Here is a 20,304-nt window from a genome sequence, read left to right as displayed (position 1 = left end):
TCGAAGAACCGGCGCGTGTTCCACGGCGCGGTGCTCGAGTAGAGGAACCAGCGGACCGCGTCGGCGCCGTATTTGTCGAACAGCTGCATGCAGTCGAGAACGTTTCCCTTCGACTTGCTCATCTTGATGCCGTTCTTGTCGCAGATCAGGCCCAGCACGACGACGTTCTTGTAGGCCGGGGCCTTGTGCAGGAACGTGCTGGTTACCAGCAGGCTGTAGAACCAGCCGCGCGTCTGGTCGACGGCTTCGCAGATGAAGTCGGCGGGAAACTGGCTCTTGAACTTCTCGACGTTCTCGAAGGGGTAGTGCCACTGCGCGGTGTGCATCGCTCCGGAATCGAACCAGCAGTCGATGACCTCGGGAACGCGCTTCATCAGGTCGCCGCACTTGTCGCACGCGATCTCGACCTCGTCGACGTAGGGTTTGTGCAGCTCGATCTCGTCGAACTTCTTCAGGGCGCGCTTCTTCAGCTCTTCCTTGCTGCCGATGAGAATCTGATGGCCGCAGTGGCATTTCCAGATCGGGAGCGGCGTTCCCCAGTAACGGTCGCGCGAGATCGCCCAGTCGATCATGTTCTCGAGGAAGTTGCCGAACCGGCCGTCCCGGATGTGCTCGGGATACCAGTTTATCTTCTTGTTGTTGGCGATAATCTCGTCCTTGATCGCCGTGGTGCGAATGAACCACGAGTGCCGCGCGTAATAGAGCAGGGGGCTGTCGCACCGCCAGCAGAAGGGGTAGGTGTGCTTGATGCGGCCCGACGAGAACAGCTTTCCCGACGCCTTCAGGTCACGGATGATGTCGCCGTCGGCCTCTTTCACGAAACGGCCGGCCCAGGGCGTGACCTCGGGCTTGAACTTGCCCTCGAGGTTTACCATCTGGACGACCGGCAGGTTGTTGGCCTGGCCGACGCGGTAGTCGTCCTCGCCGAACGCGGGGGCGATGTGGACGATACCGGTGCCGTCCTCGGTCGAGACGAAGTCGCCGAGAATGACGAAATGCGCTTTCTTTTCGAGCTTCGCGAACGTGTAGAGCGGCTCGTAGTCCATGCCGGCCAGGTCGGCGCCGGTGCAACGGGAGCCGATCTCGAAGCCTTCCTTCAGGACGGCCTCGACGCGGGCCCGTGCCATGATGAGCGTCTGCTCGCCGTGCTTCACGCGCACGTATTCGACGTCCTTGCCGACCGCGAGCGCGACGTTCGACAGCAGGGTCCAGGGCGTCGTGGTCCATACCAGGAAGTATGTATTCTCCTCGCCCTTCACCTTGAACCGCACGAAGACCGACGGATCCTCGACCTCGTCGTAGCCCTGCGCGACCTCGTGCGAGCTGAGCGCTGTGCCGCAGCGCGGACAGTAGGGAACGACCTTGTGGCCCTCGTACAGCAGGCCCTTCTCCCAGAATTTGCTGAGGATCCACCAGACGGTCTCGATATACCCGTCGGTGCAGGTGATGTAGGGGTCCTCCATGTCGATCCAGAAGCCGCCCCGGGTGACCATGCGGCGCCACTCGCTCTCGTATTTGAAAACGCTCTCGCGGCACTTCTTGATGAACGCCTCTATTCCATAGCGCTCGATATCCTGTTTGCAGGTCAGGCCGAGCTGTTTCTCGACCTCGAGCTCGACGGGCAGGCCGTGGGTGTCCCAGCCGGCCTTGCGGCCGACGTGGCAGCCGCACATCGTCTTGTAGCGCGGGACCAGGTCCTTCATGGCCTTGGTGAGCACGTGGCCGGGATGGGGCATGCCGTTGGCGGTCGGCGGCCCCTCGAAGAACACGAACGGCTTGCAGCCCTCGCGGTTCTTGACCGACTGCTGGAAGATGCGTTCCTTGTTCCAGAAATCGAGGATCTCTTCCTCGCGCTTGGCGGTGACGACGGAGGCGGTTTTTTCGAACTGCATGTGGGTCCTCGTGGTGCGAATTTACGCCCGCAGCATGCCGGCCTGGTGGGCCAGGAGCAGGATGTGGGCGGAGTGGTCGAAACTGCTTGTCCAGTGGAAGGCTTCCTCGAGATCGGCACCGATCGCGAACGTGCCGTGGCCGCGGACGACGACGATCGGAACCCTCTTCAGCAGAGGAACGACGGCGGCCGCCACCTCGCTGGAGGCGATCGAGTTGGCCACCTCGATGACCGGCGCGCCCTCGGGGAAGTAGTAGCGCCCCTCGCCGTCGGCCGGGACGATGCGGTCGAAGCGGAAGCCGAGCGCGATGGCGTGTGGCGCGTGCGCATGGACGATCGCGCCGGCGGAGGTTCCGTCATATATCGCCCGATGTACCGGAATTTCGCGGGAGGCTCGTTTCGTCTCGGCATCCTCGCCGTCGATCAGCGTCTCGACGATGTCGGTCGCGGCAAGCCGGTGAAGCATGCTTCCGGTGCGGGTGATGGCCATCATGCGGTTGTCGCGCATGCTGAGGTTGCCGGAATGGGAGTTGTTGAGGCCGGCGGTGAACAGGTCCGCGCCGACGGTCTGGAAGGCCCGGAGATGGTTCACGCCTCACCCCCAATAGTTTTCGCTATAGAATCACGGTATGGAGGCCGCAGGGTGCCGCGGTTGGTGAAGATGGCGGTGACGAGTTCTGGCGGCGTCACATCAAAAGCCGGGTTGCAGACCGGCATCTCGGCCGGCGCGGTGGGCACGCCGCGGATTTCGCGCACTTCCCCGGGATCGCGCTCCTCGATGACGATTTCGAGACCGTGGCCGAGCTTCAGGTCGAACGTCGAATCCGGCGCGGCGACGTAAAAGGGGATGCCGTGATATCTTGCGAGAACGGCGACGCCGTACGTGCCGATCTTGTTGGCGACGAAGCCCTCGGCGGTGATGCGGTCGGCGCCGACCACCACGCCCTGAATGCGGCCTGCGGCCATGAGGCTGGCGGCCATGTTGTCGCAGATCAACGTCGCGTCGATGCCTTCCTGCAACAGCTCCCACGCCGTGAGACGCGAGCCCTGCAGCAGCGGCCGGGTCTCGTCGACAAACACCCGGAACTTCTTCCCCTGTTCCTGGGCGGCCCGGAACACGCCGAGGGCCGTGCCATAGCCGCCAGTGGCGAGCGCGCCGGCGTTGCAGTGCGTCAGCCAGGTCTCGCCGTCCTTCAGGCAGGCGGCGCCCTCGCGGCCGATCGCGCGGCACATCTCGATATCCTCGGCCAGGACCGCTTCGGCTTCCTTCAGGGCGGCATCGAGAGCGGCTTTCCGCCGGTCCCCGGGAGAGGCGGCGGCCAGGGCGGCGCGAATCACCGCCTGGACACGCTCGAGCGCCCAGAACAGGTTCACCGCCGTCGGCCGCGTGGCGGCCAGCATGCCGACCAGTTCGTCAAGGCGACCGACCAGCTTCGCATCGTCGCCGTCCCAGTTTTTCAGGCCGAGCCAGACGCCGAACGCCGCCGCCACCCCGATCGCGGGGGCACCGCGCACCTGGAGCGTCCGGATGGCATGCGCCATCTGTTCCGGCGTATGGCAGGTCAGAATGACGTGTTCGGTGGGAAGGCGCGTCTGGTCGACGATGTCGACGGCATCCAACGCCTGGTTGTAGGCAACGGTGTCTATCATGCGCGCTCCGGAGCGGGGTCTGAACGGCCTCAAATGCCGCTTTGAAGCGACTTTTCGGGCTGGCGCATCATACCAGACTCTTCCTCTCCCGGTCAAGGAACAGCCGGCCAGGCGCATCAGTGCATTTCGTCCAGATCACGGAGAGCGAGACATACGGTATAATCTCCGCATGGCACATTCCACGGACACGGCCAGCGTCTCACCGATGACACCCGACACGAGTGAATCGGGTTCGCTGCTCGTACGGCTGTTCCTGTTCGTCACGATCGTCGTCCTGCCGCTCTCGATCGCCGCCTTCGCCTTTCACACGATGTACCGCGAAGAACTGGCCGCCGGGAAAGTCCTTCTCCGGCAGAAGCTGGCTGTCCAGTCCGGGATCGTGGCGCGCGTTTCCCAACCGGAATACCAGATCCGACGCCTCACCGAGCGACTGGTCGACAAAGGCCTCGTTCACGCGCCGGCTTCCCGCATCGAGAAGTTCGTCAACGGTCTCGAACGCCGCTTCCCAGGCGCTTTCAAATGGGTCGTCTGGGACGAAAACGGCACGGTCCGCGCCATCAACTCCCCGGCGATGCTTTCGGGCCAGAAGACGTGGGAAGCGGTCATCCGGCTGTTCCTGGACCACATGCGCATCGTGAGCGCCCGCGAGACGGATAAAACCAAAACCAATCAGAGCGCCGCGATCGCGACGAACCCGGCGACGTGGCGCCTCCAGCGCGCGCTCGGGCCGTCTCTCAAGATCGAACAGCTTCTCGCAGGCTACAAGCGCGTGCTTCCGGCGAGCTGGCTCGGGAAAAACTGCCGGATCACGTGGTCCGTCGAGGCCACCGAGTATACCGTCGACGGAAACCCCTGCAAGATCAAGGGCGGCTTCCTGCTGATGGTGTTCCCCGAGCTTCTGCCGCCCAACTTCTGGCTGAAGTCGTTCATCTCTTCCCGCCCGAACCAGCGCCGGCAGACCCCCTACCCGGTGATGATGATGAACCTGCGCGACCGGTCCGAATTCTTCCTGGACCCGGCCCTGAAGCATCTGCCGGCGTTCGCCGGGAACACCCTCGCGGCGTATCTCGACCGGGAGGAGGAGGTCTTCGAACGCGATTCCTGGCTGCTTCACGCCGTGGCGCCCGAGACGGAAAGTCCGCTTCGCGTGGTCTCCTGCGCAAACTTCACCCCGCTATCCGAAGCCTATCGGACACGCCTCGCACGGCTGTATCTGATCTTGGCATTCTTGCTACTCCTGGCCGCCGGGGCTGCCGCATCCGGCGCTTTCAGGGTCCAGCTGCCGCTCCGCGGCCGCATCACCGGTTTTTTCGTCATCGCCATCATCTTCCCCGTTGCCGGCATCATCACCATCGGCAGATCGTTTGTCGCCCACGAGGAAGCACGCCTGCGCGACGAAGCCCGCAAGGACATGCGCGGCACGATCGAGGCCGTCAACATGCGGTATCACGACATCGCCCTGTCGATGGAACAGACCATTTTCAAGCGCCTCACCGACCTCATCGGCACCGCCCCCCTCACGCTCTCCCGGCTCGAAGCCGCGATCCGAACCGCCGAAGACGAGGAGCTGATCGCGAACTACTTCCTCTCCGACGAAAAGGGCGCCATCGCCCGACACGACAGGGCAACGGAAAACATCGGCCTCATGACGGCCCTGCCGATCGCGATGAAGCAGATCATCCGCCTCGAGAGAACGGCGCTCGAAAACAACGTGTTCATGGATGCCGTCCAGGACGAGCTTTCCCAGAGCCAGATCATCGGGACGATCGTCCAGACGCTCTGCCGGCCGAGCCACCTGAACTACTACTGTTTCGGCGATCTCCACCTGTATCTGATGAGCATGCGCGTCTTCATCGACGGAAAAGTGCGGGCCATGATCGTGAACACCCCCGCCCAGTTTCTCGAACGGTTCTTCGCGACCCGCGAGTTCACCTCGGCCCGCCACGCCCGCGAACTCGCCCCGAGCAGATACGCGTCGAACGAGCTGTTCTTCTACGCCCGGGTGAAGCGATTCGCGCACCTGCCCGAGCAAATACCGCTCTGGAAGATGCTCGAGAAGCATTTCCAGCGAGCCGGCGCCCTGAATGTTTCCGAAGAAGGGGAAGTGACGATCGACGGCGAGTCGTTCCTCTACCTGATCTCACCTCTGCAAGCCATGATAACGCGCTCGTACATTCCCTGCGTGCTCACGTCGCTCAAACCGATCCAGAACCGGATTCTCCAGCTGAGGCATTTTCTCGTGATCCTGGTATTCCTCGCGCTCGTGACAGCCGTGGCCCTCGGCGGCGCGCTGGCCGGAAGCCTGCTTGCCCCGATACGCCGCATGGATCGGGCCGTCCAGCGCGTCGGCACGGGAAATCTCGACGTTCAGCTCCCGGTCACGTCCCAGGATGAGTTCGGCCGGTTGTCAGGCACGTTCAACACGATGGTTCGGGGTCTGCGCGAGCGGGAGCGCATGCGGGCATACGTTTCCGAAACCGTGCTGGAAGCGGTTCGCGACGACGCGGGCAGCCGCACCGCCGAAGGCGAGTTCCTCGAGGCCTCGATCCTGTTCTCGGACATCCGCGGCTTCACGAGCCTGTCCGAACGGTATCCGCCCAAAGATATCTTCGCGATGCTCAACGCATTCATGAGCGAGGTCGAGCCGATCATTCGATGCAACGAAGGCCGCGTCGACAAATTCATCGGCGACGCCGTCATGGCCGTGTTCCACGCCGGAGCCCAGCACCATGCGATCCGCGCCGTTCTGACGGCCGTCTCGATGATGCGGTTCCTCGAGGATTTCAACGCTTCACGCGCGGAACGGGGCCTGTTCACGATCCGGATCGGCATCGGCGTCAACACCGGCCGGGTCATGCTCGGCGACGTCGGCAGCGCCGCCCGCAAGGATCTGACCGTCATCGGCGACGAGGTGAACCTCGCATCGCGGCTCGAAACGGCCTCGAAGAAAGGCAGGCACACGCGCATCGTCCTTTCCGAAAGCACGTTCAACGCCGTTTCCGCGCTGGTCGAAGCCGAGGAGATGCCGTTCACGGAAGTGACGGGAAAACAGCAACCGGTCCGCATGTTCGAGCTAATCCGCCTCCGCCCCGTCTCCGAAACGCGGCCCGCATAACGGTTCAGCCGCTCAGGCAAACGGCGATACCGTCCGATAAGGGAAGCGGATTTCAAAGGAGCCGTGCATGAATTCTCGCTGGTGCCGCGTTTTCCTTTTCTGGAGCGTCTTTCTGGTCGCCCGTGCAGGGCTGTTTCCCGATTCTGCGGCCGCGCGACCGGTCTCGAACCCGGCGATCCTCTGGCAGGCTTGCGTGGGCAGTCATGCGGATGACACGTATCATGCCGTCGAGCCCACCCCCGACGGTGGCTGTATCGCGGTCGGCTTCACGACCCTGCCGCCCGTCGACACCCGCACCGTTCACGGCCGGCGCGAGCTGCTCGCCGTGAAATACGCGAAAAGCGGAGCCCAGGAATGGAAGAAGACGTTCGGAGGCGTCGAGAACGACGAAGCCTGCGATCTCGTCGTGCTCGCCGACGGAAGCTCGCTCGTCGTCGGCTCGACCGGCTCGCCGCAGGGCGACGTCTCGGGATATCACGGTTGTAACGACCTCTGGGCGGTGCGGCTCGACGCTTCGGGGAATATCCGCTGGCAGAAGGCGTTCGGCGGCAGCCTCGAGGATTTCGGCTTCAGCGTGGTCACCGCCTCGGACGGCAGTTTCGTCATCGCCGGGGCCACCTCGTCGACGGACGGGGACGTGCGAGGAAACCACGGAGGCAGCGACGCTTGGCTGATCCGCATCGACGACGCGGGCAACCTGCTCTGGCAGGCCTGCGTCGGCGGCAAGGGCGACGACATGGCTTTCGACGTCATCCGGGGCATCGACGACGGCTTCGTCGCGGTCGGCCGCCTGGATCGGCTTCCGACGGTCGAAGACGTCGACCTCCAGACGAACGGCCTGGGAAACGTACTTGCCGTGAAAGTCGCAGCCGACGGCACGATTGCCTGGCAGTCGGATTTCGGCGGCTGGGAGGAGGATGTCGGCTACGGGATCGCCGCGGCGGCCGACGGCACCTACCTCATCGCGGGCATGTCGCGCTCGTACAACGCGTCGAGCCGCGACCATCTCGGCGGCGACGACGCCTGGGTGCTCGATATCGATTCGACCGGCCACATGCTCTGGAACAAGGTATTCGGCGGATGGGCCGACGATTGTCTGCGCTCGATCAAGCCGATGGCGGACGGGAATTTCATCTGTATCGGCACCACCTCGTCGGCGAACGCCTCGGGCGACGTCAGCGGCCTGCACGGCAACAGTTCGGACGTCTGGCTCCTCGCGGTCGACGGCGAGGGCGGTCTGCTCTGGCAGCGCTGCCTCGGCGGTCGCGATACGGACGCCGGGTATGACGCCTACGATCTCGGCGACGGCAGGGTTCGGGCCGTCGGCGCCGGCTCGCCGCGCGGCGAGCATGATATCGCCGGCGGCGGCACCGGTCAGGATGCGTGGATACTCACCGTTTCGGAAGGCGAATCCTCCGAATCCGGAGACGCCCTTCGCCGGGACGGTGACAAGAAGCGGCGCTGACGAAGATCTGACCCGATCTTTCGGGGCACTGCGAAAGGGAGCGGGAAAGCCGGAACGCGAACGAACGGTCTGAAATGCTGTCCGTTCCGGCGGCTGGATCGGGCGGGGCGGGCGAAATGCCCGCCCCGCTCCGTCGTTTCTCAGGCCCGGTAGAACTCGCGCATCGCCTTCATGAAATACTCGGGATCGTGAGCGCCGGCGAGCTCGCGAATCGAATGCATCGAAAGGAGCGGAATACCGACGTCGACGGCCCGTATGTCGAGATGGGCCGACGAAATCGGCCCGATCGTCGAGCCGCCGCGCTCGTCGGACCGGTTGAGGAACCGCTGGACCGGCACCTTCGCCGTGCGACACAGGGTTTCGAACATGGCCGCGGAGGGTGCGTCGGTTGTGTAACTCTGGCTGGCCGCCACTTTGATCGCCGGGCCGCGGTTGAGCATCACCCGATTGGTCGGATCGCACTTCTCGCCCTTGTTCGGATGAACGGCGTGCGCGGCGTCGGCAGAGACCAGGACCGAGCGGGCCGCCGCCCGGAAATACTCTTCGCGGTTTCCGCCGAACGACGTCACGATGCGTTCCAGCAGGGTCGCGAGCATCGGCGAGCCGGCTCCCTGCTTGGTCGAACTGCCTACTTCCTCGTTATCGAACGCGGCCAGCACGGTCGTCGCCTTCCCGGCCCCGGCCGAGACCAGAGCTTCGAGGGCCGCGTGGGTCGAGGCGAGGTTGTCGAGCCGCGGAGCCGAGATAAACTCCTGCTCGAGGCCGACGAAACAGCCGACGCCGGGCTCGTACAGGAACATGTCGTAATCGAGGATCTCGGCCGGTTTTACCTTCATTTCCTGCGCCAGCAGCTTGACGAAAAAGCCCTTTTTCTCGAACTTCTCGCCCGTCTGGCCGATCAGCGGAAGCATGTCGACCTGCCGGTTCAGCTTCACCCCTTCGTTCACCTCGCGGTTCATGTGGATCGCCAGGTTCGGGACGATCGCCACCGGACGCCGGAAATCGACCAGCACTTCCTTTGGCTGCAGCGGATCGCGGCCCGCGAGGACGACGCGGCCGGCCATCGACAGCGGGCGGTCCATCCAGGTGCTGAGGATCGGCCCGCCGTAGACCTCGGTGTTCAGTTTGACGTATGCCTCTTCCGACGTCATCTCGGGCGTCGGCTTCACGCGGAAACACGGGGTGTCCGTATGGGTGCCGACGATCCGGAACCCCGTCTCGGCCGGACTTCCACGCCCCGCGACGAACGCGAGCAGCGCGGAATTATTTTTTTTGATATAATACTTTCCGCCTTTTTTCAGCTTCCACGCGTCGCCTTCGTCGAGTTCCTCGAATCCGGCTTTTTTCAGACGCTTTGCGCACGTCTCGACGGCATGAAACGCGGTCGGACTCGCATCGATGAAATCGATCAGATCTCCGGCAAAAACATTCTTCGTCGCCATGGCATTCTCCTTGAGGATCATGTGTCCCTCGATGGTATCACGTCCAACCCGGGCATGTTTTCCGGAGTTCTCGTTTTCCGGGGAACACACGCCAAAGAGAACGGGCGGACCCGAAGGCCCGCCCGTCTTGTATCGACGCCGATATCCTACATTTTCCGGTAGATGACGACCTTCTCGTAGGTCTGGAGGCGGAAGGCTTTGGTCACGTTGTAGAGGGTCTCGCGGGAACCGATCAACAGCGCGCCGCCGGGGGCGAGGATGTTGTAGATGTTTTCGGCGAGATGTTCCTTCTGCTCTAGCGAGAAGGCGGAGAAGACGTTGCGGCAGACGATGACGTCGAACGAGCCGAGGTCTTCCATCTCGGCCGTCGAGGCGGCGTTCGTGTATTTGAACTCGACGAGGTTCTTCACGTCGTCCTTCACGCGGAGGTCGCCGCGGTCGTCCTCGAAATAGACATCGATATATTTCCGGTCGACGTGCCGCATGATCTCGCGCTTGAAGATGCCGCGCTTGGCGGTGTTCAGGCAGATGTGCGAAACGTCGATGCCGGTCACCGAGATCTTGACGCGGTCGGTGTGGATGTCTTCGAGGATGTGCATGGCCAGCGAATACGTCTCGGGGCCGTAGGAACAGCCGATCGACAGGATGCGCAGGTTTTTCTGGCCGGCTTTCGCCCGCTCTTCGACGAGTTCCGGGATGACGGTCTTGATCAGGACCTTGTTCTGATCGGGCTCGGCGAAGAAGCCGGTCCGCGGATCCGTAACGGTGTCGTAGAGCGAGATGAACAGGTTCTGGTCGTCGTTGCCGTACCGCAGGGCGTGATAATATTCCATCCACGATGTGATGTAGAACTTGCCCAGGTTGCGCTCCAGGGCTTTTTCGAGGGCCTTCTGATCCGGCAGCCAGATGCCGCCCTTTTCCGCGACGATATCCCGCAGCAGGACGGCTTCCTCGACCGTCATGGCGTTTCCGTCGCCCTTCGCCTCGGCGGCCTTTGCCATGCGCCGAACTTCGCGCGGGGTCGCGACCTCGTTCAGGATGCCCCCGAGCAGGGGGCACTTGTTCAGGCTGAACGCCGCGAGGAAATACCGCTTGATCCAGGGATTCGCCAGGAACAGCGCCTTGAGCTTCGCCTCCAGGTCGGGGACCTGGGGATTTTCAAAGGTGAGGAAGAACTTCACGGCAGCGATGTTGAGATCGCGGTCGGGGTGGTCCAGCAGGCTCAGCGCCACGTTCACGGCCTTCCGGTCGCTGATGCGGGCCAGGGCCAGCAGGGCTTTCGCCCGGACGCCGTTGTTGGCATCCGATTCGGCGGTCCGGATCAGCATGTCGACGGCTTTCTGGCTCTTGATCCTGCCGAGGGCCTTGACGATCTGGTATCGGACCTCCCAGCGGGCATGGTCGAGATACTGCCTGAACGTGTCGTCGAGCGACCGGTCTTCGAGTTCGGAAAGAGCGACCACGGCGAGTTTCGCCACGTTCACGTTGGTATCGCCGATCAGCGGGATGAAGAACTGCTTCAGTTCCTTGCTGCGGAAGGCGCGCAGAGCGGAAAGCGCGGCGATGCGGATCTGCCAGTCATCGTGCTTGAGAAGCTCCTTCAGCGGGAAGATGGACTTGAGATCCTTCATGTTCTCGAGCGACTGACAGGCGTTGACGACGACGCGCCACTCCTTGTCGCCCAGCTTCTGGATGAGCGAGTCGACCGCCAGGGCCGAACTGCACTGCCAGATGGTCTTCGTGATCGTCTCCCGGATGCGGGAGTTGTCGCTGTCGAGCATCTCGAGCAGCCTGCGCGTAATCTCCGCGTCCTTGCGGGCCGCAAGAACCGCCGCGGCCGCTTCCCGGACGTCGCCGTACGGATCGGTGCTGAGCAGATTCATCAGCGGTTCGACGACCTCGGGCGAGCTCACGCCCTTCAGGGCGAACGCGGCCTCGCGCCGGACGTGGCCGTTGATATCCTTGAAACACCCGATCAGCGCCGGAACCACGCCGTCGAAGGTCAGCATGCGGCGCAGGCTGAAAACGGCGTTGCGCCGAACGATCTCGTCGACGTCGGCGAGGAGTTCCTTCAGCGCGTTGAGCGATGCGTCGGACGGCATCGCGCCGAGCGTGCGGGCGAGCGTCTGGCGAACCGCATCGTCGGAGTTCTTCGTGAACTGCGCCAGAACCGCCGGAACTTCGGGAGCCGGCACCCGCTCCAGAATTTCCATGATCCTGATGGCGACGGGCGCCAAAGCCTTCACAACCGCTTCGAGCGCGGGCTTCACGACGTCCTTCCCGAGCGCCAGCAGACCCCGGAACGCCGTGTCGGCGATCTCCGCCTCGGAGCTTTCGAGAGCGACGAGCAGCGCCTGGATACAGGCCGGGTCCTTGATGGCGGCGGCGATGCGCACCATATGGACGTATTCGGCCGCATCCCGGTTCTCGAGCAGGTTCAGCAGGAGCGGCAGAAGCGCCTTCTTGTCAAGCTTCTCGAGCGCCCCGGGATTCACGTCCTCGATCTGCGCGAGCGACTTGAGGATGAGGCGCCGGGTTCCCGCGTCCTCTTCCTTGAGGAGTTTCTTGAACAGGGGCTCGACACAGGCGGGATCTTCCATCGCACCCATGGCGCCGATGCCGGAGAAATACTCGAGCACGTCTTCCGACTCGATCGAGTTGCTGACGACCGGGAAGGCGTCCTTCACGGCGATGTTTCCGAGGGCGTCAACGATCGAATACTTGAGGACGTCCGTCTGATGATACGTATTCACCAGGGTCTTGACCGCCTTCGGATCCTGGATCTTGCCGAGTGCCTCGACGGCCGTCGTCTTCACGTTGTCGTCGTCGTGTGCGACGTATTTGAGAACCACCTCGGTCGCGGTGAACGAGCCGATGTTCCCGAAAACGACGAGAATCTGGATGACTTCGTCGATGTCGCCGGCGCTCTCGATCGCCTTGACCAGGTGCGGCACGGCCATGGAACCATAATTCTTCAGGATCGTCATGCCGGCGTTGCGCATGTTCAGGTCGGAGCCGCGAATCACGGGCAGAAGCGCCTGGATGACGACCGGGTGCCTCATCGACGAAAGCACTTCGAGGGCCGTATTCTGAACGCCCTTGTTGGGATCGCCCAGGGCCTCGCACAGCGCCTCAGCGACGTCCTTCTCGGCGTACGGCCGAAGATCGCGCACGGCGCGCCGGCGAACGGCGGCATCGGTATCATGAAGTTTTTCGAGAATCGACGCATAGGGGGTGGTCATTTACTTGTCCCCCTTTCCCGGGGTTCCTGCTTTTTTATTCACCAGTCGATCGACCTCCTGCAGCATGAGGTCGGGCTTGATCGGCTTCTGAAGGAACGAGTTGGCCCCGAGGGTGAGACCCTTCATGACCATGTCCCTCTTGCCTTCCGTCGTAAGGATGATGATCGGAATATGCTTGAACTTCTCGTTTTCCTTCACCTGCGTGATCAGTTCGAAGCCGTCCATTCCAGGCATGTTGAGGTCGGTGATGATCAGGTCGACCTCGGCCTTCGACATGGCCTCGATGGCCTCGATCCCGTTGTTTGCCTCGAGCACCTTGTAGCCGGCTTTTTCCAAGGGAAAACAAGCCACCTTGCGGAGCATGAGGGAGTCTTCAGCCACCAAAATCGTTTTGGACATTCCAAGAGTCCTCCGGGTGAATTGCGGTCTTTACGCTTCCGACGATTATAGCGAGAGCCGCCGGGAAATTGCAACAAGACGTTCGTACGGGGGAAACAGGCGGCAAGGCCTCTGCCCGCCGCCTTCAGAGATTCCGGTTACCCGCGCATGGTGTCCAGGAGAGCCCGCAACTGCCGCTGGGTGTCGCCCCCGACGCCGGTCGAAAGTCCCGCGTTCGCCGCGGCCCGGGCCTGGCCGATCTGACGCCGCTCGAAATGATAGAGGGCGAGATAGAGATGCGACCGCGCCGACTGCGGATTCTGGCGGATGGCTTCCCGGAGGGCGTTGATGCCGAAGCCGGCGGCCGCGGCCGAAGCCTGCTTTTCGCCGGCGGCGGCAAGGCTGGATGCGATCGCGAGGTATCCGCGGCCGATCTCAGCCAGATCACGGGTTTCCATGTAGCAGCGCAGGGCGGAAAAATACGAGCCCCGCTTCAGATACCGCTCGCCGATCAGGTTCACCGCCTCGGGCGTGGCGGCCGGGCTTCCCGGCAGAGCGAGCAGTCCGGCGAAATCGATCGCCGGGCCGCCGGGGCGGCTGGCTGCCTCGCCGTCGGCGATGATTCGCTGGGAGATCGCCCGCATCGACGAATCCTTGATGCCCGGCAGCGCCTTCTTCAACCTCGCCAGACCGGCCTGGAGATCTCCCTGCGCATACTCGAGAAGAGCTGAAACGACGGTCACGCGCGGGTCCCCGGGACGCAGCCGGGCCGCCGTTTCCAGGCTCGCCTTCGCGGCTTCGGGCATGAACCGCGCCGTCAGGTAGAACCGGGCGAGATTGAAGTGCGCCTCGGCATCGTTGGGGAACCGCCGCGTCATGCCGATCAGCGTCCGCTCGGCGCCGGCAAAGTCACGGCACTCGAGCTGGGCCTCCGAGAGCAGGTTCGCGGCGAGCAGATCGTCCGGCAGCACCTGGACGACTTCCTTCAGGATGCGCGCGGCGACGGCGTAATGCTCGGCCCCCATCGCCACGCCTGCGACGATGCGGGCCACGTCGACCGGCCCCGTCGCCGTCCGGGTCTTGTTGTAGATGTCGAGGAACGAGAGATACGTCTGCTTCGACAGCAGGGGCTTCACCTTGATCAGCTGCCGGCCGAACCCGTCGATATCCGCTTTGTACAGGGTGACCAGGCTCTTGTGGATCTGCACCTCGAGGAACCGCTTCGTCTGTCGGAGCTCGATGGCCAGTCCCTCGGCGCGGTCAAGATACTCATCGGCCTTCTTCAGGTCGTCTTTCTCGATACAGTAGGTGGCATACCCGAGAACGACGGGCAGAGAGCCGCTCGCCGCCTGCATAAAGTCGGAAACGCGCCACCCGTCGACATTCGAGGCATCCGGTGGAAGCTCCATCGCTGGGGGTCTCCTGATTTCCCCAGCCGAAACGCTTTTTGCCGGAACAGGCGCCTCTTCTTCGGGCACCGCCGCAGCCTTCTGGACGGGAAGGGGTTCAAAGCCCGCAGGAATGAATTCGCGCGTCGTTGCTCCGGACTTCGGTCGCTGCTGTTTTCCGCCCTGAGGCTCGTTCTGGGAGAGAGGCTGGAATCCCGCGGCGGGTGCGCGCTGACCGGCACCGGCCGCCACCGTCACCGTCGGGAACGCGGCATCCGCATCAACCCCGCCGGCAACCGCCACGCGAGGGGCCGTCGCGCCCCCTGCGGCCGCCCGGGCAGGCGCCATGGCCGCGGCCGGCTTGCCGGCCGTACCGCACGCTGCCAGCAGGGAAGCCGCTTCGGCATGTCCTGGCTGAACCTGGAGAATCCATTCGAGATGGCGGGCCGCTTCCGCCCCGCGGCCGGTATCGATCAACGCCCGCGAGAGCAGAATACGCGCCGGGATGTTCTGGGGCGCCTGCGCCAGCAGGCGTTCGAAATGAGGCAGACTTTCGGCCGCCCGGCCCGACTCCACGAGCGCCTGGGCAAGCCGGAATCTCGGCCGCACCTGCTCGCCCTGGATGGCGAGCGCCGCCTGGTAACTCCGTATGGCGGCATCATATCGCCGCGCCGCCATGGCGGATTCGCCGGCCTGAAACTGCTCGAGATATGCTTCCCTGGCATTGCGCCCACCGGCCGCCGAAACGGATTGCAAAAGAACATCCGACTGGGCCGACAGGATGCTGAATCCGCCCATGATGAGCAGTATGGACCAGAGTCGCCTGGACATCGTTTGCCTCCGTGAACCGCGTATATTCTCTTCCTTTCCACTATCGGCATCCACCGCCTACACCCTGAGAATCTCGCGCCCGGATTCAGGAATGATCGCGATCTGCGGGATATCTCCTCCCGGGCATCGGTCCGGAATTTTTCCGGGAAATTTTCACCTGTAAACTTTTCGGCTGGATGTGCCGATATTTTTTGTAGATAGGGCAAAAAATGCCCACACGACATGGATGTACAAGGGAGTTTCAGGTTATGGTCGACTCGATCAAGGGTCCCGGTGGGAAAACCATCATCATCACGCATTCCAAGCCGAAGGATGCCGCCGACAAGACGAAGGGCGACTCCTTCGACAAAACTCTCAAGTCCAAAAACGAGCCGGACAGCTTCACGCTTTCCCGGCCTTCCGGCCTTGCCGAAACCCCCTCGCCGGGACTGCTTGACCAGGCGAAGCTCGCCCGGATGCAGCGACTCGAGGAACTCACCCGCCAGATTCGCGACGGCACTTACAAGATGGTCGCCCCGGAGGTTCTCGCCGATCGTCTTCTGGAAGTGATGACCGACAGAAAAACGCGGGAAAAATTCCTTCGCAAATTCCTCAGCGACGAGGCAGAATTGGCCCGTTCCAAGGGCAAACCCCTTTCCGAACTGGACATGAAGAAACTCATCTTCATGGTGAAAAACAGCGCCGACGAAGAGTTCAACGATCCCGAGCTCGAGGAACTGCTCAAAGAGTTCAGCTGAGCCCGGCCCGCACCGAAAACGAAAAACCGCCTCTCGGCTCGAAGCCGGGGCGGTTTTTCGCCGTCTCGAGAGATCAGGGCGGAATCATTTGACTTTGCCCGTGAACGGGTTCTTCGAACCGGTCGTCGATGGGTTGACGATCACACCCGCATCGGCGGCGGAAGAATCGGAAGAGGTTCCCGCCGGGGAAACGGCAACCGTCGATGCCGTGTTCCGGGTTTTCAGAAACTTCTGGACATCGGCATTGTTGCCTAGGTAGAGGAGCATTTCGGCGTCGCTGAGCTTGCCGTGCGTTTCCCCATTCAGAATTTCCGCAAGCGCCTTCGCATCCGCCGGGTTCTTTTGCACGTAATCCCTGAGCAGCTTCTGCGTCGTCCGCCAGTAGACGTTCGTGTTCCTGAACGAGGCGAACACCTTGGCCCGCCCATCGGGAAGCTCGGTCGCCATGCGGTAGAACAGGTTGGCCACGACGCCTTCGACGTTCATCAGATCCTTCCCGGAGATCGAGGCATCGGTCGCCGGCACGTTTTTGTATTCGCCGTTGCCCTGCTCGATCTTGATCGTCCCGATGGATCTCTGGATGCGTTCCCGCTCGAAAGAAAAGTCGAGCATCTCGTTGAACTCGGCCCATCCCTCGACGAACGCCGTGCGCGAATGCGTCAGTTCGCTGCACATATGGCGGCCGTCCTTGCCGTAGGGCTTGATGAACTCTTTCACGGTGCGGTCGCACGAGTGCGAAAACTCGTGAACGAACGTCGCTTTCGCGTCGTCATCGCTGCCCCAGTAGTTGAAGAAGTTCGAACTCATCTGGATCATGCGACCCGTCGAGTTCGGCCAGAAGTCGTTCTCGACCTGAGGAAACTTCTTGGAATCATCGAACCCCGTCGTGTCGGACAGCATGACGGCGATCTTCGACCGGTACGATACCGACATGCGATCCTTGACGGACTGAGATTGGGAATGGCGGTAACCGGCCAGAAGCGCTCTCTGTCCGTCCGTCAACTTCGAAACGTCGCCGTTCTTCGCGCCCATCAACTCGAGCAGGTGCGCCTCGCTCTTCACCTTCGTGCGTTCGAGTTTGTAGGCGATGTTCTTGTCTTTCTCGGAATACCAGCGTTTTTCGCCTTCGCCGGGGAAATAGCTCCTCGTCACCTTTTCGAACGTTCCGGCGATGGCATTTCCCACGCCCTTCACGAACGCCTTCGTCTTCTCCCACCAGCCTTCGGGCTTGGGAGTATTGATCTGCTCGACGGCCTCGATCCGCTGGTAGTAGAACTCGAACTCGCTCTCGGTGGCCATCGCCGTCTTCGGCGTCAGCAGACCAATGAGAATAACAACCACTATTATAGCTATAGGTATCCTTTTTCCGGCGACAGACATGTCGATTCTCCCGTTTTCAGCTTCTCACACGCGATTCCCGGAGCTCACTGCCCGACCCCGAAGGGGTTCGACCCGCGCCTGATGACCTTCACGCCGGAATCATTCTCGGTGGAGACGTCGGCGGTCGACGTTGCGACCGGCGTCGAGGCGGTTTTCCGCGCGGCCAGCCAGGCGTCGACGGCGGCACCCTCGCCGACCAGCGCCTTCAGTTCGGCGTTACTGAGCTTTCCGAGGGTGTTCGCATCGATCGCCGCAAGCACCGCCCCCGCCTGGTCGGGATTCTGTTTCACGAACTCGCTCGCCAGGTGCTTGAGCGAATGGAACGGCTGGTTCGAAGCGGCGAACGCCTTGAACATCTTTTCCTTCCCGCCGGGCACGGCCGCGACGATGTCGTTGAGAATGAGGGCGTTGACGCCCTCGACGGCCAGAAGGTCTTTGCCGGTGAGCGAAGCAGCCGGGTATTCCTTGTAATTTCCACTGCGATCCTCGATCCGGATCGTTTTCAGGCTCCTGCGGTAATAGTCCGCCTCACCCGTGACGGAAATCTCGTTGAACATCGCCCAGCCTTCCATGAAGGCGACGCGGGCGCTCGTCCGCTCGTCCAGGTAGTGGGTGCCGTCAGACCCGTACAAAAATCCGCCCTGCTTCACAAAGGTCTTCACGCCCTCGTCGAGCAGGCCGGCGGGAATCGCGCGGTCGAGCGTGTGGCAGAACTCGTGCATGAACAGGCCCTGCGCCTCCGTCTTCCAGTTGCTTCCGGCGTAGCACTGGGAGTTGAGCTGGATCGATCCGAGCGACATCGGCCAGAAGTCTTTCCGCATGGCGGACGCCACATCGGCCTTCTTCTGTCCATTCATCGCGGCGATGAGTTTTTCGCCCTCCGTCAAGTCGGTGAGAAGAACCTTCACATCCTTTTTGTAGCCGTAAGCAGCCCGCTCCTTCACGGCCTGGGACTTCGAATACCGATACGACTCGAGAAGTCCGAGCTGGCCGTTCGTCAGCGTCGAAAGATCGCCGTTCTTCACTCCCATGAGCTGGAGCAGATGGGCTTCATCACGGACTGTAACGCGCTCGACCTTGTACGAGACTTTTCCATCCTTGCAGGAACGAACCGGGCCGGAATAATCGTCCGGGAAGAAGCGCATCCTGGCCTGATCGACGACCATTTTGCCCTTGTCGAGCACGGTTTTCCCGAAGTCGATGGCTTTTTCCCACCACTTCCGGTCTTGTTTTTCTTCCTTGTACTCGATCGCCGTCACCTTCTGGTAGACGAACTCGAACTGCGTCTCGATCGCGGCCGCCCGATTGCAGACGGCCAACAGGAAAAGAACGGGAAGAAGACGGATCAGCAAGAATGAGCGTCGTGTGGTCATGGCGTCCTCCTTAGGGCGTCGGCCGTTTCGATGGCGAGGCGCGTTGCATCGGTATACAGGGCATGGGAAGCCTGATTTCGGGCTGCGATGTCGATCAACCGCTGCCGCTCGCCGTCGTCGGGATAGGTTTCCGGGTCGGAGACCGATTCGATCAGGGCCTCGTAATCAGGAAGATAGACCGCCCGAAGGCGGATCCAGGAGCCGCTTGCGTCGGTCGGACGCCCCGTTTTGGTGACGGCCAGTCTGAATGTTGCGGGGCGAGCGACGGGCAACCGGTCGATCGTGGCGGAAGCAGGCTCGACGCGCACGTCGTCGGAGCTTTCGAAAAACAGTTTCACCTGGGAAAGAACGCCGATTCGCGAGTTCACGAAGGCATCGACCTGGTTTGCATCGACGCGCTTGAGTTCCAGCGAGACATTCACGGGAAAGGTATAATGCGTGATCGAGGCCGACACCGCATCTGCAAAGACAAAGTCGCCGCAGACCACGAGCGCCGCCAGCACCAGCAACCGCTTCATAACAGGTAGATTCCTCCCTCAGGAGAGTGTTCCTTTCAATTATACTCATAAAAACCGGCATGGTTTTCGGTGATTTCCGTGCTGCTCGCCACGCAGAAAAAGAATTTGACATGCCGAACAACACATAGTATTATTGCTATATATGAATAATTCGATTTTTACGATCACCGCCGAGGCGTTGCCTCTGATCGCCGAAAGCCTCAAAGCGCTCGGCCATCCGTTGCGATTGCGCCTGTTCGAGGCTCTCGCCGACGGGGAAAAGCCGGTCGGCAGGCTGGCTGAACTGCTCGATCTGCCCCAGGCGATCGTGTCCCAGCAGTTGCGAATCATGAAAACCAGCGGCGTGGTGAAACAGAGGCGTCACCACACGAATTCCCTGTATTCGCTTGCCCATGAAGGGCTGCTGCAGCTTCTGAACTGCCTTTCGAAATGCCAGTCCCACTGCGTTCCGGCTGGCCGCTCCGACGGGGCGGACAACCGCCGCCACGAAACTCATCTGAGGAGGAATGAACAATGAACAGACGGCTTGTGATCATCGGCGGGGTTGCCGGAGGAGCATCGGCTGCCGCCCGGGCCCGCCGCCTCGACGAGCATGCAGAGATCATCGTTCTCGAACGCGGTCCGTACGTCAGTTTCGCCAACTGCGGACTGCCCTACCATATCGGCCACATCATCAAAGATCGCGACGACCTCGTTCTCCAGACGCCAGAATCGCTCAAACAGCGGCTCGCCCTCGACGTCCGTACGCTTCACGAAGCCGTCCGGATCGACCCGAAGAAGAAGGAAGTCACCGTCCGCGATCTCCAGGCAAAGCGCGAATACACGCTTCCCTACGACAAGCTCATTCTTGCCCCGGGCGCCGAAGCGTTCAAGCCGCCGATCCCCGGCATCGAT

At 62.3% G+C, this 20,304-nt stretch carries 15 protein-coding genes; 5 read left to right on the top strand and 10 right to left on the bottom strand.

Annotated elements, in window-relative coordinates:
- The 3 genes from ileS to mtnA form a co-directional block, all read right to left on the bottom strand.
- On the bottom strand, nucleotides 1-1,892 hold a 1,892-nt coding region (ileS, locus tag PLU72_19325; GenBank protein HOT30333.1), incomplete at its 3' end, for an isoleucine--tRNA ligase.
- A gap of 21 nt (nucleotides 1,893-1,913) precedes the next feature.
- Nucleotides 1,914-2,483, bottom strand: a complete 570-nt coding sequence (locus PLU72_19320) for a class II aldolase/adducin family protein (protein ID HOT30332.1) — start codon at nucleotides 2,481-2,483, stop codon at nucleotides 1,914-1,916.
- Nucleotides 2,480-3,541 (bottom strand): S-methyl-5-thioribose-1-phosphate isomerase, encoded by a 1,062-nt coding sequence (gene mtnA / locus PLU72_19315; GenBank protein HOT30331.1) that lies wholly within the window; start codon nucleotides 3,539-3,541, stop codon nucleotides 2,480-2,482. The genes PLU72_19320 and mtnA overlap by 4 nt, the downstream gene beginning before the upstream one ends.
- 169 nt (nucleotides 3,542-3,710) lie before the next feature.
- Between mtnA and PLU72_19310 the strand changes: the two genes are divergently transcribed.
- Together PLU72_19310 and PLU72_19305 are read left to right on the top strand one after the other, a co-directional pair.
- Nucleotides 3,711-6,656 carry an adenylate/guanylate cyclase domain-containing protein gene (locus PLU72_19310; protein ID HOT30330.1) on the top strand — a complete coding sequence of 982 codons (2,946 nt, stop codon included), beginning with the start codon at nucleotides 3,711-3,713 and terminating at the stop codon, nucleotides 6,654-6,656.
- Between the two features lie 67 nt (nucleotides 6,657-6,723).
- The gene (locus PLU72_19305) at nucleotides 6,724-8,121 is read left to right on the top strand and encodes a hypothetical protein (GenBank protein ID HOT30329.1); all 1,398 of its coding nucleotides are present in this window, start codon (nucleotides 6,724-6,726) and stop codon (nucleotides 8,119-8,121) included.
- Between the two features lie 140 nt (nucleotides 8,122-8,261).
- On the opposite strand, the gene PLU72_19300 is transcribed toward PLU72_19305, so the two are convergent.
- The 4 genes from PLU72_19300 to PLU72_19285 form a co-directional block, all read right to left on the bottom strand.
- Nucleotides 8,262-9,563: a M18 family aminopeptidase gene (locus tag PLU72_19300; protein HOT30328.1), complete on the bottom strand. Its 1,302-nt coding sequence runs from the start codon at nucleotides 9,561-9,563 to the stop codon at nucleotides 8,262-8,264.
- Nucleotides 9,564-9,709: 146 nt separating this feature from the next.
- Entirely contained in the window at nucleotides 9,710-12,805 is a 3,096-nt protein-coding gene (locus tag PLU72_19295) for a HEAT repeat domain-containing protein (GenBank protein ID HOT30327.1), read from the bottom strand.
- Nucleotides 12,806-13,204 carry a response regulator gene (locus tag PLU72_19290; protein HOT30326.1) on the bottom strand — a complete coding sequence of 133 codons (399 nt, stop codon included), beginning with the start codon at nucleotides 13,202-13,204 and terminating at the stop codon, nucleotides 12,806-12,808.
- Nucleotides 13,205-13,341: 137 nt separating this feature from the next.
- A complete protein-coding gene (locus tag PLU72_19285; protein ID HOT30325.1) occupies nucleotides 13,342-15,402 on the bottom strand; it encodes a tetratricopeptide repeat protein in 2,061 nt (686 codons plus the stop codon).
- 248 nt (nucleotides 15,403-15,650) lie between these two features.
- Here PLU72_19285 and PLU72_19280 point away from each other — a divergent pair, with 248 nt between their 5' ends.
- Nucleotides 15,651-16,139, top strand: coding sequence for a flagellar biosynthesis anti-sigma factor FlgM (locus PLU72_19280; GenBank protein ID HOT30324.1), 489 nt, complete (start codon nucleotides 15,651-15,653; stop codon nucleotides 16,137-16,139).
- 84 nt (nucleotides 16,140-16,223) lie between these two features.
- Here the strand turns inward: PLU72_19280 and PLU72_19275 are convergent, their stop codons facing one another.
- From PLU72_19275 to PLU72_19265, 3 genes are read right to left on the bottom strand one after another with little or no spacing between them, the layout of a single operon-like run.
- Nucleotides 16,224-17,519, bottom strand: coding sequence for a hypothetical protein (locus PLU72_19275; GenBank protein ID HOT30323.1), 1,296 nt, complete (start codon nucleotides 17,517-17,519; stop codon nucleotides 16,224-16,226).
- A 44-nt stretch (nucleotides 17,520-17,563) separates the two neighbouring features.
- The gene (locus PLU72_19270; GenBank protein HOT30322.1) at nucleotides 17,564-18,892 is read right to left on the bottom strand and encodes a hypothetical protein; all 1,329 of its coding nucleotides are present in this window, start codon (nucleotides 18,890-18,892) and stop codon (nucleotides 17,564-17,566) included.
- A complete protein-coding gene (locus PLU72_19265; GenBank protein ID HOT30321.1) occupies nucleotides 18,889-19,410 on the bottom strand; it encodes a hypothetical protein in 522 nt (173 codons plus the stop codon). Before PLU72_19265 ends, PLU72_19270 begins: the two co-directional genes overlap by 4 nt.
- A gap of 142 nt (nucleotides 19,411-19,552) precedes the next feature.
- On the opposite strand from PLU72_19265, the gene PLU72_19260 reads away from it, so the two are divergent.
- Complete coding sequence (locus tag PLU72_19260; protein ID HOT30320.1) at nucleotides 19,553-19,927, top strand: metalloregulator ArsR/SmtB family transcription factor; 375 nt, start codon at nucleotides 19,553-19,555, stop codon at nucleotides 19,925-19,927.
- A partial coding sequence (locus PLU72_19255; GenBank protein ID HOT30319.1) for an FAD-dependent oxidoreductase occupies nucleotides 19,924-20,304 on the top strand: 381 nt, incomplete at its 3' end. The genes PLU72_19260 and PLU72_19255, both read left to right, overlap by 4 nt.

The organism is Candidatus Ozemobacteraceae bacterium, from assembly GCA_035373905.1.
Classification (GTDB): domain Bacteria; phylum Muiribacteriota; class Ozemobacteria; order Ozemobacterales; family Ozemobacteraceae; genus MWAR01.
The sequence above is the reverse complement of the archived record's forward strand: the minus strand, read 5'-3'. Positions and strand labels throughout refer to the sequence as shown.

Excerpts from the sequence above, each read along its gene's own strand:
- mtnA (HOT30331.1), bottom strand. The coding sequence starts at position 3,541 with ATGATAGACACCGTTGCCTACAACCAGGCGTTGGATGCCGTCGACATC.
- PLU72_19310 (HOT30330.1), top strand. The coding sequence starts at position 3,711 with ATGGCACATTCCACGGACACGGCCAGCGTCTCACCGATGACACCCGAC.
- PLU72_19305 (HOT30329.1), top strand. The coding sequence starts at position 6,724 with ATGAATTCTCGCTGGTGCCGCGTTTTCCTTTTCTGGAGCGTCTTTCTG.
- PLU72_19300 (HOT30328.1), bottom strand. The coding sequence starts at position 9,563 with ATGGCGACGAAGAATGTTTTTGCCGGAGATCTGATCGATTTCATCGAT.
- PLU72_19295 (HOT30327.1), bottom strand. The coding sequence starts at position 12,805 with ATGACCACCCCCTATGCGTCGATTCTCGAAAAACTTCATGATACCGAT.
- PLU72_19290 (HOT30326.1), bottom strand. The coding sequence starts at position 13,204 with ATGTCCAAAACGATTTTGGTGGCTGAAGACTCCCTCATGCTCCGCAAG.
- PLU72_19285 (HOT30325.1), bottom strand. The coding sequence starts at position 15,402 with ATGTCCAGGCGACTCTGGTCCATACTGCTCATCATGGGCGGATTCAGC.
- PLU72_19280 (HOT30324.1), top strand. The coding sequence starts at position 15,651 with ATGGTCGACTCGATCAAGGGTCCCGGTGGGAAAACCATCATCATCACG.
- PLU72_19275 (HOT30323.1), bottom strand. The coding sequence starts at position 17,519 with ATGTCTGTCGCCGGAAAAAGGATACCTATAGCTATAATAGTGGTTGTT.
- PLU72_19270 (HOT30322.1), bottom strand. The coding sequence starts at position 18,892 with ATGACCACACGACGCTCATTCTTGCTGATCCGTCTTCTTCCCGTTCTT.
- PLU72_19265 (HOT30321.1), bottom strand. The coding sequence starts at position 19,410 with ATGAAGCGGTTGCTGGTGCTGGCGGCGCTCGTGGTCTGCGGCGACTTT.
- PLU72_19260 (HOT30320.1), top strand. The coding sequence starts at position 19,553 with ATGAATAATTCGATTTTTACGATCACCGCCGAGGCGTTGCCTCTGATC.